We start from the raw sequence: 15,284 nt of genomic DNA, 5'->3' as shown, positions 1-15,284 counted from the left end.
CTGGAAAGTGGGTGGCCCCATGGCTGACGAAGAGAAGCTTCGCGAATACCTCAAGCGTGCGATCGCCGATGCGCGCGACGTACGCCAGCGTCTGCAACAGGTGCAGGACAGCCAGCAGGAGCCGATCGCCGTGGTCGGCATGGCCTGCCGCTATCCGGGCGGGGTGCGCACCCCCGAGCAGCTGTGGCGCCTGGTCGCCGACGGCGTCGACGCGGTCGGCGGGTTCCCGGACAATCGGGGCTGGGACCTGCGGCGGCTCTACCACCCCGACCCCGACCACGTGGGCACCTCCATCACCCGCGAGGGCGGCTTCCTGCACGACGCCGACCTGTTCGACGTGGACTTCTTCGGGATGTCGCCGCGCGAGGCCCTCGCCACCGACCCGCAGCAGCGGCTGCTGCTGGAGACGGCGTGGGAGGCGTTCGAGGACGCCGGGGTCGACCCGGCGACGCTGCGGGGCACCGCCACCGGCGTGTTCGCCGGCGCCATGTACAGCGACTACGGCACCCGGCCCGGCCTGCCGCCGGACGAGTTCCAGGGCTACCTGTTCAGTGGCAGCGCCGGCAGCATCGCCGCCGGGCGGCTCGCCTACACGTACGGGCTGGAGGGCCCCGCCGTCGCCGTCGACACCGCCTGCTCGTCGTCGCTGGTCGCGCTGCACCTCGCCGCCTCCGCGCTGCGCCGCGGCGAGTGCGACCTGGCCCTGGCCGGCGGCGTGACCGTCATGTCGACCCCGGTCGCGTTCATCGAGTTCTCCCGGCTTCGCGGCCTGTCCACCGACGGCCGGTGCCGCTCGTACTCCGCCGCGGCCGACGGCACCGGCTGGGCCGAAGGCGTCGGCCTGCTGCTGGTGCAGCGGCTGTCCGATGCGATCCGCGACGGCCGCCGGGTGCTGGCCGTGCTCCGCGGCACCGCGGTCAACGCCGACGGCGCCTCCAACGGCCTGACCGCCCCGAACGGCCCCGCCCAGGAGCGCGTCATCCGCCGCGCCCTGGACGCGGCGGGCCTGCGCCCGGCCGACGTCGACGTGGTCGAGGGACACGGGACCGGCACCCGGCTCGGCGACCCGATCGAGGTCGAGGCGCTGCAAGCCACCTACGGCCAGGCCGGGCGGCCGGTCTGGCTCGGCTCGCTCAAGTCCAACATCGGGCACTCCCAGGCCGCCGCCGGGGTCGGCGGGGTCATCAAAATGGTGCAGGCCATGCGGTACGGCGTCATGCCGCGCACCCTGCACGCCGACGAGCCGACCCCGCACGTCGCCTGGGACAGTGGCGGTGTCACGCTGCTGCGCGAGGCCCGGGACTGGCCCGCGACCGACGGGGTGCGCCGCGCGGCGGTCTCGTCGTTCGGCTTCGGTGGCACCAACGCGCACGTCGTCCTCGAACACACCGTGCCGCAGCCGGTCACCCCGCCACCCGCGCCGCCGGTGGTGCCGTGGCTGATCTCCGCGCACGACGCGGCCGGACTGCGCGCGCAGGCCGAGCAGCTGGCCGGGTTCGCCCAGGCCCACCCCGAGGCCAGTGTCGCCGACATCGGCCGTACTCTCGCCGCTCGTCCCGCTCTGCCGACCCGCGCGGTGATCACCGCGACCAGCCGGGGGGAGCTGCGCGCCGCGCTCGCGGCCGCCGAACCGGCCCCGGCCGCCGCCGGTGGCGCGCTCGCCGTCATGTTCACCGGGCAGGGCGCGCAGCGGGCCGGGATGGGCAGCGAACTTCGCGCGGCCTTCCCGGTCTTCCGGGACGCGTACGACGCGGCCTGCGCGGAGCTGGACCGCTGGCTGCCGCGCCCGGTACGCCCGGTCATCGAGTCCGGCGACGGGCTGGAACAGACCGGCTTCACCCAGCCGGCGCTGTTCGCCTTCGAGGTCGCACTGTTCCGCCTGCTCGCCTCCTGGGGGCTGCGTCCGGACTTCGTCGTGGGCCACTCGATCGGCGAACTCGCCGCCGCCCACGTCGCGGGCGTGCTCACGCTGCCCGACGCGGCCCGGCTCGTCGTCGCCCGCGGCACCCTGATGCAGGCCCTGCCACCGGGCGGCGTGATGGTCGCGATCCAGGCCAGCGAGGACGAGCTGCGCCCGACGCTGCCCGACGGCGTCGACGTCGCCGCGATCAACGCCGACGACGCGGTGGTGATCTCCGGTGCTGAGGGGGCCGCCGCCCGGGTGGAGGCGCTGTGGCGCGGCCGCGGCCGGCGCACCCGCCGCCTGACGGTCTCGCACGCCTTCCACTCGGCCCGGATGGACCCGATGCTGGACGCCCTGCGCGAGCAGGCGAACACCTTGACGTACGCCGTACCGAAGCTCGCCGCCGTCTCCACGGTCAGCGGTGCCCCGGTCCGCGACGAATGGCAGCGACCCGGCTACTGGTCCGGGCAGGTCCGCGCCACCGTCCGGTTCGCCGACGCCGTACGCAAGCTGCGCGAACTCGGCGTGACCACCTTCGTCGAGATCGGACCGACCGCGGTGCTGTCCGCCCTGGTCGACGGCGCGGTCCCGGCCTGCCGCGCCGACCGCCCCGAGGTCCCGGCCGTCGTCGGCGCGCTGACCGACCTGTGGAAACGTGGCGTGCCTGTCGACTTTTCCAGCTACTTCCCGGGCGGCACCGGCCCGCACGTCGACCTGCCCCGGTACGCGTTCGCCCGCCAGCGCTACTGGCTCAGCCCGCGTACCGCCGTCCCGGACGCCGCCGCGCTGGGCCAGTCCGCGACCGGGCACCCGCTGCTGGGCGCCGCCGTCCGCCCGGCCGGCGCCGGCGACCTGCTGCTGACCGGGCACCTCGACACCGACACCCAGCCCTGGCTCGCCGACCACACGCTGAACGGTCAGGTGATCGTCCCGGGCACGGCGCTGCTGGAAATGGCGCGGCGTGCCGCCGACGAGGCCGGCGCCACCGGCATCGCGGAGCTCACCCTGCTCACACCGCTGACGGTGCCACCGCGGGCCGGCGTCGACGTGCAGGTGGCGGTCCGCGCCGCCGACCAGCGCGTCGACATCCACGCCGCCACCGACGGCACCTGGTACCCGGTGGCCACCGGTCAGCTCACCGAGACGCCGGCCGAACCCGTCGAGGACCTGCGCGAGTGGCCGCCCGTCGGCGCCACCGAGCTGGACCTGACCGGCACCTACGAGCGGCTTCGCGACTTCGGCTACGGCTACGGCCCGCGCCTGCGCGGCCTGCGGCGGCTGTGGCATCGCGACGACGAGCTGTTCGCCGAGGTGAGTGGCGTCGACTCGGGCGACTTCGCCCTGCACCCGGCACTGCTCGACGCCGCCCTGCACGCGCTGCTGCCAGGTGTGGCCGGGGAGGCGCCAGCCCGGATGCCGTTCAGCTGGGCCGGCGTACGCTTCCGGCCCGGCGCGACGACCACCGCGCGGGTCCGGCTCACCCCGGCGGGCGCCGACACGTACGCCCTGCTTGTCGCCGACAGCGCGGGCACCCCGCTGGCCGGGGTCGACGCCGTCGCGCTGCGCCCGCTGTCCACCTCCGGCGCCCCGGCGCCGGCGGCCGACCTGCTGCCCCTGCGTTGGCGCCCGGCAGCCGCCGGGAATCCGCGACCCGGCACGAGCTGGGCGACGCTGCACGCCCCGTCCGACCTGGCCGCGTTGGCCGCCGAACCGCCGGACGTCGTGCTCGCCCCCGTGCCCGGCCCACCGCCGGACGGCGACCTGCCCGCCGCCGTGCGCGCCGCCACCGCGCACGTGCTCACCCTGGTTCGCGACTGGCTCGCCGAGGACCGGTTCACCGCCACCCGGTTGGTCGTGCTGACCCGCGGTGCGGTCGCCACCGCACCCGGCGAAGCACCCTCGCTGATCCACGCCGCCGTCTGGGGCCTGCTGCGCTCGGCGCAGAGCGAGCACCCGGACCGGATCACGCTCGTGGACGCCGACGTGCCCGGCACCCCGGAGTTGCTGGCGGCCGCCGTCGCGGCCGGCGAACCACAGCTCGCGATCCGCGATGGCGTGCTGTTCGTCCCGCGCCTGGTCCCGGCCGTCCCGGTCGCCCCGGCCGGCACCGCGCCGCGCTTCGACGGGACCATCCTGATCACCGGCGGCGGCGGGACGCTCGCCCGCGCGCTGGCCCGCCACCTGGTGCACCAGCACGGTGCCCGGGATCTGCTGCTGCTCAGCCGCCGCGGCGAGACGCCGCCCGGCGCCGAGTTACGCGACGAGCTCGCCGCCGCCGGCGCGCGGGTCACCTTCGCCGCCTGCGACGTGACCGACCGCGCCGCCCTCGAAGCGGTCCTGGCTGACCATCCGGTACGTGCCGTCGTGCACACCGCCGGGATCACCGACGACGGCGTGCTGACCGCCCTCGACCCGGCCCGCCTCGACCGGACGCTGCGACCCAAGATCGACGGTGCGTGGCACCTGCACGAGCTCACCCGGGACCTGTCCGCGTTCGTGCTGTACTCCTCCCTCGCCGGCCTGGTGGGCACACCGGGGCAGGCCAACTACGCGGCCGGCAACACCTTCCTGGACGCGCTCGCCGCGCACCGGCGGGCCGCCGGGCTGCCCGCCGTCTCCCTGGCCTGGGGGCTGTGGGAGGCCGACAGCGCGCTGACCGGACACCTGTCCGGGACCGACCGCGGCCGCCTGACCCGGCTCGGCCTGCGGCCGCTGTCCACCGCAGCCGGGCTGGCCCTGTTCGACCAGGCCATCGCCGGCACCGAACCGGTGTACGCGGCGACCCGCCTGGACCGGTCCGCGCTGGACGCCGCCGACGCCTCGCCGCTGCTGCGGGAGCTGGTGCCGCGTCGCCGTCGCCCAGCGGCACCGCCGAAGCCGAACCGGGCCACCTCCGACCTGGTCCGCGCCACGCTCGCCGCCGTGCTCGGCCACGCCGACCCCACGGCCATCCCGACCGACCGTCCGTTGCAGGAACTCGGGCTCGACTCGCTGACCGCGGTCGAGCTGCGCAACCAGCTCGGCGCCGCGACCGGGCTGCGCCTGCCCGCCACGCTCGCCTTCGACCACCCCACCGTCGAGCGGCTGACCGCGTACCTGTCCGCCCAACTCGGCGGCGACCCGGCCGAGGCGCCGTCCGCCGAGCGGATGCGCGCCGAGGCGGACGAGCCAATCGCGATCGTGGGAATGGCCTGCCGGTTTCCGGGTGGGGTGGGCTCGCCGGAGCAGTTGTGGCGGCTGGTGGCCGAGGAGGTCGACGCGGTCGGGGAGTTCCCGGCCAACCGCGGCTGGGACCTGGAGTCGCTGTACGACCCGGACCCGGCCCACCCGGGCACGTCGATCACGAGGCACGGCGGTTTCCTGTACGACGCCGACCGCTTCGACGCCGACTTCTTCCGCCTGTCGCCGAAGGAGGCCCTCGCCACCGACCCGCAGCAACGGCTCGTGCTGGAGACGACCTGGGAGCTGTTCGAGGACGCCGGCGTCGACCCGGCGACCCTGCGCGGCTCCAACACCGGCGTGTTCACCGGCGCGATGTACAGCGACTACGGCGCACGGGTCCGCGAGGTGCCCCCGGAGTTGGAGGGCTACCTCGCCGGCGGCAGCGCGAGCAGCGTCGTGTCGGGGCGGGTGGCGTACACGTTCGGTCTCGAGGGTCCGGCGGTGACGGTCGACACCGCGTGTTCGTCGTCTTTGGTGGCCCTGCACTGGGCGGTGTCCGCTCTGCAGCGCGGTGAGTGTGATCTGGCGGTTGCGGGTGGGGTGACGGTGATGTCGTCGCCGAACACGTTTGTGGAGTTCTCTCGGCAGCGCGGCTTGGCAGTGGATGGCCGGTGCCGTTCCTATGCCGATGACGCGCAGGGTACTGGCTGGTCCGAGGGTGTCGGGTTGCTGTTGGTCCAGCGGTTGTCGGACGCGGTCGCTTCCGGTCGTCAGATCCTCGCTGTGGTGCGTGGTTCGGCCGTGAATCAGGATGGCGCGTCGAACGGGCTGACCGCGCCGAGTGGCCCTGCGCAGGAGCGGGTGATCGGCCAGGCTCTGGCGACCGCTGGCCTGACGGTGACGGATGTTGACGTGGTGGAGGGTCATGGCACGGGTACCCGGCTCGGCGATCCGATTGAGGTTCAGGCGTTGCAGGCGACCTACGGTCGTTCCGGGCGTCCGGTCTGGTTGGGTTCGCTGAAGTCGAACATCGGCCACGCGCAGGCGGCGGCGGGGGTCGGTGGTGTGATCAAAATGGTTCAGGCGATGCGGTACGGGGTGATGCCGCGTTCGTTGCACAGCGAGACGCCGTCGTCGGAGATTGACTGGGATGCCTCGGGAGTGCGTCTGTTGTCGCAGGCCCAGTCGTGGCCTGTCGAGGACCGTCCACGGCGTGCGGCGGTGTCGTCGTTCGGGATCAGCGGCACGAACGCGCACGTCATCCTGGAACAGGGCCCGACAACCGGGCCGACTGCGAAGCAGACACCGCCGGTCCTGCCGTGGGTGCTCTCCGCCCGCGACGAGCCGGCGCTGCGGCGCCAGCTCGCCCGGCTGCGCGAGCACCTGACCCAGCACCCCGGCACGGACCTCGCCGACGTCGGCTACACCCTCGCCACCCGCGCGGCGCTCCCGGTCCGCACGGTCGTGATCGGCACCGATGTCGAGCACGCCGTGCCCGTCACCGCCGGCACCGGTGGCCTTGCGATCCTCTTCACCGGGCAGGGCGCGCAGCGGGTCGGCATGGGCGCCGGGTTGCGGTCCGCTTTCCCGATCTTCCGGACGACCTACAACGAGATCTGCGACATCTTCGACCGCCTGCTGCCCACCTCGCTCAGCGCCGCCATCGACAGCGGCGCCGGACTCGACGAGACGGGACTGACCCAGCCCGCCCTGTTCGCGTTCGAGGTTGCCCAGTTCCGCCTGCTGGAGTCCTGGGGCGTACGGCCGGACGCGCTCGCCGGGCACTCGATCGGCGAACTGGTCGCCGCGCACGTCGCCGGCGTGCTGTCGTTGCCGGACGCCTGCGTGCTGGTGGCCGCCCGCAGCGGACTCATGCAGGCGCTGCCCGCGGGCGGGGCGATGGCCGCCGTGCAGGCCACCGAGGCCGAGATCGGCGACGAGATCGACATCGCCGCCGTCAACGCCGACGACTCGGTGGTGATCTCCGGCGACGAGCAGATCGTGGCGGCGGTGGTGGCCCGGTGGGCGGGTCGGGGCCGGCGCACCCGGCGGCTCACCGTGTCACACGCGTTCCACTCGGTCCGGATGGAGCCCATGCAGCCGGAGTTCCGCAAACAGGCCGAGATGGTCGACTACGCCGGACTGACGATCCCGGCGGTGTCGACGGTGACCGGCAACGCCGTGCAGGACGAGTGGAGCGACCCGGACTACTGGACCCGGCAGATCCGGGCCACCGTCCGGTTCTCCGACGCCGTACGCACCCTGCGCGACCAGGGCATCGGTGTGTTCCTCGAGGTCGGGCCGGACGCGGCGCTCTCGGCGTTGGTCGACGGCGCGGTGCCGGCCGGCCGCCGCGACCGCGACGAGGTGACGACGCTGCTCGACGCGCTGGCGACGGTGTGGTCACGTGGCGCGGCCGTGGACTGGTCCGCCTACTTCGCCGGCAGCGGCGCCACCCGCATCGACCTGCCCCGGTACGCGTTCGACCACGACCGTGCCTACTGGCTGGCCACCGGCACCGCCCGTACCCCGGAACCTCAGTCGGCGCCCACCGAGCCGGCCCCGACGCTCGCCACCACCCTGGCCGGGCTGGATCACGCGGACCGCGAGCGGGCCGTGCGTGACCTGGTGCTGCGCCACAGCGCCGAGGCGCTCGGCCACACCGACGACACGGCCATCCCGGCCGACCGACCGTTCCAGGAGACCGGCATGGACTCGATGACCGCCGTCCAGTTGCGCGACCGGCTCCGCGCCGCCACCGGCCTGGAACTGGCCGCCACGGTCGTCTTCGAGCACCCGACCCCGGCCGCGCTCGCCGCGCACCTGCTCACCCTGCTGCCCGCCGGCGTGCCTGACGCTGACCTGCCGAGCCTGCTCGACCAGCTCGAAGCGGCCCTGACCGGCCGGACACCCGGCGACCCGGCGCTGGCCCCGGCCGGTGCCCGGCTGCGGGCCGTCCTGGACCGGCTCACCGGCGCCCCCGCGGCCAGCGGACCCGACCCGAGCGCCCGGATCGCCGATGCCAGCACCGACGAGATCTTCCACCTGATCGACACCGAGCTCGGCCGCCGAGCCGGCTGACCCGAGGACGGGACCGCACATGTCCAACGAAGAGAAGCTGGTCGACTACCTCAAGTGGGTCACCGCCGACCTGCAGCAGGCGCGCGCCCGCATTGCCGAGATGGAGAACCCGCAGCGCGACCCGGTCGCCATCGTCGGCATGTCCTGCCGGTTCCCGGGCGCGCAGGACCCGGACGAGCTGTGGCGGGTCGCCGTCGAGGAACGCGACGAGATCACCCCGTTCCCGACTGACCGCGGTTGGGACCTGGACGCCCTCTACGACCCGGACCCGGCCAAGCCCGGCCACATCTACATCCGCGAGGCCGGCTTCGTGGCCACCGCCGGGCTGTTCGACGCCGCGTTCTTCGGCATCTCCCCGCGCGAGGCGCTGGCCATGGACCCGCAGCAGCGGATCCTGCTGGAGTCGGCGTGGGAGGCCCTCGAGAACGCCGGCATCGATCCGAGCACGCTGACCGGGTCCCGCACCGGGGTGTTCGCCGGGCTGGTCGAGCAGAGCTACCTGGACCTCGACCCGCCGGAGGAGTTCGAGGGCTACCAGATGACCAGCAAGCTGAGCAGCATGGCGTCCGGGCGGATCGCGTACACGCTGGGGCTGCAGGGCCCCGCCGTGTCGATCGACACCGCCTGTTCGTCGGCGCTGGTCGCGGTGCACCTGGCCGCCCAGTCGCTGCGCTCCGGCGAGTCCACCCTGGCGCTGGCCGGTGCCGCGTACATTGCCGCGCACCCCGGCGGCTACCTGGACGGCTCCCGGCAGCGGGGACTCGCCCCGGACGGCCGGTGCAAGCCGTTCTCCGCCGCCGCCGACGGGATCGGCTGGTCCGAGGGCGCCGGGATCCTCGTGCTGGAGCGGCTTGCCGACGCGCGGCGCAACGGTCACCGCGTGCTGGCCGTGGTCCGCGGCAGCGCGGTCAACTCCGACGGCGCCTCCAACGGGCTCACCGCCCCGAACGGGCTCGCCCAGGAGCGGGTCATCCGGCAGGCGCTTGCCGACGCCGGGCTGACCACCGCCGACGTTGACGCGATCGAGGCGCACGGCACCGGGACCCGGCTCGGCGACCCGATCGAGGCCGGGGCGCTGCTGGCCACGTACGGCGCCGGCCGCCCCGAGGGCCGTCCCGTGCTGGTCGGCTCGCTCAAGTCGAACGTCGGGCACGCCCAGGCGGCCGCCGGGGTCGGTGGCATCGTGAAGATGGTGCAGGCCATCCGGCACGGCGTGCTGCCCCGCACGCTGCACCTGGACGAGCCGTCGCCGTTCGTGAACTGGTCGGCCGGCGACGTCGAACTACTCACCACCACCCGGCCGTGGCCGAGCACCGATCGACCCCGCCGCGGCGCGGTCTCCGCGTTCGGCGCCAGCGGCACCAACGCCCATCTGCTGCTCGAACAGGCACCGGAAACCCGAGAGCCGTCCGGCGACGAGCCGGAGACGGTGGTCGCGGGGCCGCTTGCGTGGGCGGTGTCGGCGAAGACACCGGCCGCGCTGCGGGCCCAGGCCGCCCGGCTCGCCACCCACGTACGGTCGCTGCCCGCGAGCGACCGCCCGGACGTCCTGCGCGACGTGGCGTACTCGCTGGCCACCACACGTACGGTGTTCCCGCACCGGGCGGTGGTGGTGGCCGCCGACCGGGACACCGTGCTGGCCGGCCTGGACGCGCTCGCCGCCGGGGAGAGCGCCGAGAATCTGATGACCGGCACGGCCGCCGACCGGGGTCGTACCGTGTTCGTCTTCCCCGGCCAAGGCAGCCAGTGGCCGGGGATGGCGACCGCGCTGCTCGCCTCCTCGGACGTGTTCGCAGCCCGCGTCGTCGAGTGCGTCAAGGCGTTCGAACCGCACCTGGACTGGTCGTTGGACGACGTGCTGCGCGGCGTGCCCGGCGCGCCGGCCCTGGACCGCATCGAGGTGGTGCAGCCGGTCCTGTTCGCCGTACACGTGGCTCTTGCCGCCCTGTGGGAGGCGGCCGGAATCCGGCCGGACGCCGTCGTCGGGCACTCCCAGGGCGAGATCGCCGCAGCCGTCGTCGCCGGCGCGATCTCCCTCGCCGATGGCGCCCGCATCATCGCGGTCCGCAGCCGGCTCGCCCGCCGGCTGGAAGGGCGCGGTGGGATGGCCGCGATCGGCCTGCCCCGCGCCGACGTCGAGCGGCGCCTGGGGCGCTTCGCCGACCGGCTGACCCTGGCGGTCGAGAACGGCCCGGCGTCGGTGCTGGTCGCCGGCGAAAGGCAGGCCCTGGACGAGTTCGTCGCCGAGTGCGTTGCGGCCGGCGCGCGCACCAAGCGGTTCCCGGCCGACTTCCCGTCGCACTCGCCGCACGTCGCCGTCGTACAGCAGGAGATGCTCGAAGCCCTCCGCAACGTGCGGCCCCAGGCGGCGACCGTGCCCCTGTACTCGACGGTCACCGGCGGGCGCCTTGACACCACCGGCATGGACGCCCGCTACTGGTACGCCAACATGCGCCGGCCGGTCGAGTTCGCCACCACCCTGCGCGCCCTCGCCGACGCCGGGCACGGCACGTTCATCGAGGTCAGCGCGCACCCGGTGCTGGTCGCCTCGCTGCGCGACAACCTGGGCGCCGACGCGCTCGTCGGCGGCACCCTGCGCCGCGACACCGACGCCGTGCGCACCTTCCAGCTCGCCCTCGCCCACCTGCACACCCAGGGCCTGCCCGTCGACCGGGAACACCCGTTCGCCGGGACGAACCCGCGGGTCGTTCCGCTGCCGACGTACGCGTTCGAGCACACCCGTTACTGGCATGTCGCCGCCGGCCGCACCGGCAACGCCACCGGTCTCGGCCTGCGCGACACCACCCACCCGCTGCTGGGCGCGGCCGTGTCCCTGGCCGGCGGCGACGAGACGGTGTTCACCACCCGCCTGCCCGGCTCCGGCAACCCGGCGGTCACCGACGCGACCCTGCTGGAGATGGTCGCCCGCGCCGGCGACGAGACCGGCTGCACGACCGTCCGCGAACTGCGCACGATCACCCCGCTGGAGATGCCCGCCCGGGGCGGCCTTCAGGTCCAGGTCAGGGTCGGGGCGCCCGGAGAGCGCGGCCGGCGTCCGGTGACCGTGCACGCCCGCCCCGGTGACGGCGACGGCCCGTGGACCCGGCACGCCGAGGGCACCCTCGGCGTCACCATCACCGCTGACCAGGAACCGATCGCGGACTGGCCGTCCGCACCCGAGGCGGTCACCGACTCACCGCACCTGTACGCCGAGGTCACCCTCCCGGAGAACCTCGCCGGCGAGGCGGACCGGTACGTTCTGCATCCGGCCCTGCTTGACGCCCTGCTGAACGTGGCCCCGGGCGACGGCCCGATCCACGCCTGGAGCGACTGGCACGTCCACGCCACCGGCGCCACCACCCTGCGCGCCCGCCTGACTCCGGCCACCGGCGGCGGGTTCGGTGCGGTCCTCGCCGACCGCACCGGCCGGCTCGTCGCGACCCTCGGCGCCGCCGAACGCGGAGCGCACACCTCCGGGCGGCAGCCGGTGCCCGATGCGATGCTCGCCGTGCGGTGGACACCCGTCGAGGTCACCGGCCCGACCCCGGACCACGACTGGGCCCAGCTGATGTCCGCCGACCCGGACCACCCCGACCGGCTGCGCGCCGCCCTGGACCGGGCCGCCGCGGCCACCGCCGTCCGGTACGACTGCGGCGGCGAGCCCGCCGGATCGCGCACCGCCGAGCAGGCACACCTGCACACTCGCCGCGTCCTCACCCTGGTACAGGCGTGGCTGGCCGACGAGCGGCTCACCGACGTCCCCCTGCTGATCACCACCAGCGGCGCGGTCCCGGCCGGTGGTCCGGTGACCGATCCGGCGGCGGCCGCTGTGTGGGGGCAGCTCCGCTCAGCGCAGTCGGAGAACCCGGGCCGCTTCGTGCTGGCCGACATCGATCATGACGACGACCCGTACCCGATCCTGTCGATGGTCGCCGCCAGCGGCGTCGCGCAGGCCGCCGTCCGCTCCGGCACCATCCTCATCCCGCGCCTGCACCGGGTCGGCGCCACCGCGTCCGCTCCGCCGTGGACGCCCGGCGGCACCGTCCTGATCACCGGCGGCACCGGCGCGCTGGGCGCCCTGTTCGCCCGACACCTGGTGGCCGCACACGGCGTCACCGACCTGGTGCTGACCAGCCGCCGCGGACCCGCCGCGCCGGGCGCTGCGGAGCTGGCGGACGAGCTGACCGGACTCGGCGCGCGGGTGCGGATCGCGGCCTGCGACACCGGGGACCGCGAGGCGCTGCGCGCCGTCCTGGACGGCATCGCACCGCAGCACCCGCTGACCGGAGTCGTCCACGCGGCCGGTGTCATCGACGACGGCCTGATCACCTCTGGCACCACCGGGCGGCTCGACGCCGTACTGCGGCCCAAGGCCGACGGCGCGTGGCATCTGCACGAGTTGACCCGCGACCTGCCGCTGACCGCGTTCGTCCTGTTCTCCTCGCTCGCCGGGGTCATCGGCGGTGCCGGCCAGTCCAGCTACGCCGCCGCTAACACGTTCCTGGACGCGCTCGCCGCCCACCGCCATGAGCAGGGGCTGCCAGCCACCTCGATCGCCTGGGGCGTCTGGCAGATCAGCGGCGCCGGCGGGGAGCTCAGCGTCGCCGACATCGACCGCATCGCCCGCGCCGGCTACCCGCCGATCGCCACCGGCGCCGGGACGGCGCTCTTCGACGCGGCGCTCACCCTCGGCGAACCCGGCGTCGTGGTCGCGCCCCTGGACCCGGACGCCCTGCGCGCGCGGCCCGACCAGGTGCCGGCCATGCTCGACGCGGTGCTGCGCCTGACCCGCCGCGAGGCGGCCGGCAACGACGCCGCGCAGGCGGGCCTGCTCGAGGAACTCGCCGGGCTGCCCGCCGACGAGCGCCGCGACCGGCTTGTCGAACTGGTCCGTGCCGAGGTCGCCGCCGTACTCGGCCACGTCAACCCCGGTGAAATACCCGCCGATCAGCGCCTGTCCGACCTCGGCTTCGACTCGCTGACCGGCGTCGAGTTCCGCAACCGGCTCGGCGCGGTCGCCGGGCTCCGGCTACCGGCCACGTTCGTCTTCGACCACCCGACTCTGCTGGACGCCGCCGGCTACCTCGCCGGCCAGCTGGGCGGCGCCGACCAGCCCTCCGGGCCGGACTTCGCCGCCGACATCACCCTGGCCGACGACATCCGGCCTGCTGACGAGCTGCACCGGGTCGTGGCCGACCCGCGCGAGGTGCTGCTCACCGGCGCTACCGGCTTCCTCGGCGCCTACCTGTTGCGCGATCTGGTGAGCCAGACCGGGGCCCGGGTGCACTGCCTGGTGCGCGGTGCCGGACCGGACGAGGCACGCCGGCGGCTGATGGACAACCTCGACTGGTACGGCCTGACCGGCCAGATCGACCAGGACCGGATCGTCGTCGTCCCCGGTGACCTGGCCGCGCCCCGGCTCGGACTGACTGAGCAGCACTACGACACTCTGGCCCGCACCGTCGACGCCGTCTACCACGCGGGCGCGGCCGTCAACTGGGTACAGCCGTACGCGACCGTGCGCGACGCCAACGTCGGCGGCACCGCCGAGATTCTGCGACTGGCCGCCCGGTTCCGGACGGTGCCGGTCCACCACGTGTCCACCCTCGGCGTCTACGTCGGACGTGACACCGGCGGCGCCGGGCTGCGTGTCGGCGACCCGGCCGGCCCGGGGGAGCGGCTGCCCACCGGCTACACGCAGAGCAAGTGGGTGGCCGAGCAGATCATCGAGATCGCCCGCGGCCGGGGTCTGCCGGTTTCGATCTACCGCATCGACCTGATCGCCGGCGACCGGTACTCCGGGGCCTGCCAGAGCCGCGACTACGTGTGGCTGGCGCTCAAGGGCATGGTGCAGAGCGGTGCCGTCCCGGAACCCATACCGGTGCGGTTCCGGCTGATGCCGGTCGACTACACCAGCGCGGCCATCCTGCACATTTCCCGGCAGGAGCAGACCGCCGGCGGCACCTTCCACGTGGCCGGGCACGGCGACATCGGGCTGGACGAAATGATCGAAGAGCTGCGCGGTACCGGCTACCCGCTGACCGAACGGTCCGCCGACGACTGGCGGGCGGCGATCATCGGCGACCCGGCCAACGCGCTGCTTCCACTGCTCGACGCGTTCGACGTGATGGCGGCCGCGCCGGACCGCTTCTACCCGCCGGTGGACGACCGCGAGACGGTCGCCGCCCTGGACGGCAGCGACATCGCCTGCCCGCCGGTGACTCGCGAGTTCTTCCGCCGCCAGGTGGACTTCTTCATCAACCGGGGATGGTTTCCCAAGCCCGGCGACGGGGGAGCGGCATGACGACCAAGAGCTGGGTACGACGGTTCACGCCCGCCTCCGCCGACGCCCCGGTGCTGGTGTGCCTGCCGCACGCCGGCGGGTCCGCGTCCAGTTTCTTCGCCCTGGCCCGCGCGCTCCCCCCGGACATCGAGGTCCTCGCCGTGCAGTACCCGGGCCGCCAGGACCGGCTCACCGAACCCCTGGTGGACGACCTGGAAGTGCTCGCCGAATCGGTCGAGCGGGCGCTGCTGCCCTGGTCGCACCGGCCCACGGCGGTGCTGGGCCACAGCATGGGCGCCACCGTCGGGTTCGAGCTAGCGGCCCGCCTGGAACGCGACGGTCGTTCGCCGCTGGGCCTGATCGCCTCCGCGGCCCGACCGCCGTCGCGTGCCGGGGACGCGAAGGTGCACCTGCTCAGCGACGCGGCGCTGCTGATCGAGGTGGAGATCCTCAGCGGCGCGGCCATCACCGACCCGGTGCAGGCCGAGTTGGTCCGGGCCAGCCTGCCGGTGATCCGCAACGACTACCGCGCGCTGGAGACCTATCCCGGTGGTACCGGGGCGTTGCGGTGCCCGATCGCGGCGCTGGTCGGCGAGCACGATCCGCGGGTCGCCCCGGATGAGGCGCGGGCCTGGGCACGGCACACGTCGGGGCAGTTCGTATGCCATTCGATGCCGGGCGGCCACTTCTATCCGGCCACCCACCTGCAGCCGCTGGTCGCGGTGGTGACCGAACTGGTGGCCGGCTGGTCGCAGTTCGCCGGCGCCCAGGTCAGCCGCTGACGGTCACCGCGGTCACGAGCAGCCCCCCAGTCCGCCACCGGTGATCAAGAGGTTCGGGTCAGGGACGGGTCTT

General features: G+C 74.4%; 2 protein-coding genes and 1 pseudogene. All 3 read left to right on the top strand.

The annotated features are described in order from the left end of the window. Positions 1-31 precede the first annotated feature (31 nt). Positions 32-8,146: pseudogene (locus tag ACGFIQ_RS24045) on the top strand (SDR family NAD(P)-dependent oxidoreductase); the annotation flags it as partial. 19 nt (positions 8,147-8,165) lie between these two features. Further along, entirely contained in the window at positions 8,166-14,450 is a 6,285-nt protein-coding gene (locus ACGFIQ_RS24040) for a thioester reductase domain-containing protein (RefSeq protein WP_393247087.1), read from the top strand. After that, positions 14,447-15,211: a thioesterase II family protein gene (locus ACGFIQ_RS24035; RefSeq protein WP_393247085.1), complete on the top strand. Its 765-nt coding sequence runs from the start codon at positions 14,447-14,449 to the stop codon at positions 15,209-15,211. The genes ACGFIQ_RS24040 and ACGFIQ_RS24035 overlap by 4 nt, the downstream gene beginning before the upstream one ends. Positions 15,212-15,284 lie beyond the last annotated feature (73 nt).

Source organism: Micromonospora sp. NPDC048898 (assembly GCF_043198035.1).
Taxonomy (GTDB): domain Bacteria; phylum Actinomycetota; class Actinomycetes; order Mycobacteriales; family Micromonosporaceae; genus Micromonospora.
Note: the sequence above shows the minus strand (reverse complement) of the source record. Positions and strands in the feature narration are given on the sequence as shown.

Bases quoted from the DNA above. Each gene is read 5' to 3' on its own strand.
- ACGFIQ_RS24035 (WP_393247085.1), top strand. From the start codon at position 14,447: ATGACGACCAAGAGCTGGGTACGACGGTTCACGCCCGCCTCCGCCGAC.
- ACGFIQ_RS24040 (WP_393247087.1), top strand. From the start codon at position 8,166: ATGTCCAACGAAGAGAAGCTGGTCGACTACCTCAAGTGGGTCACCGCC.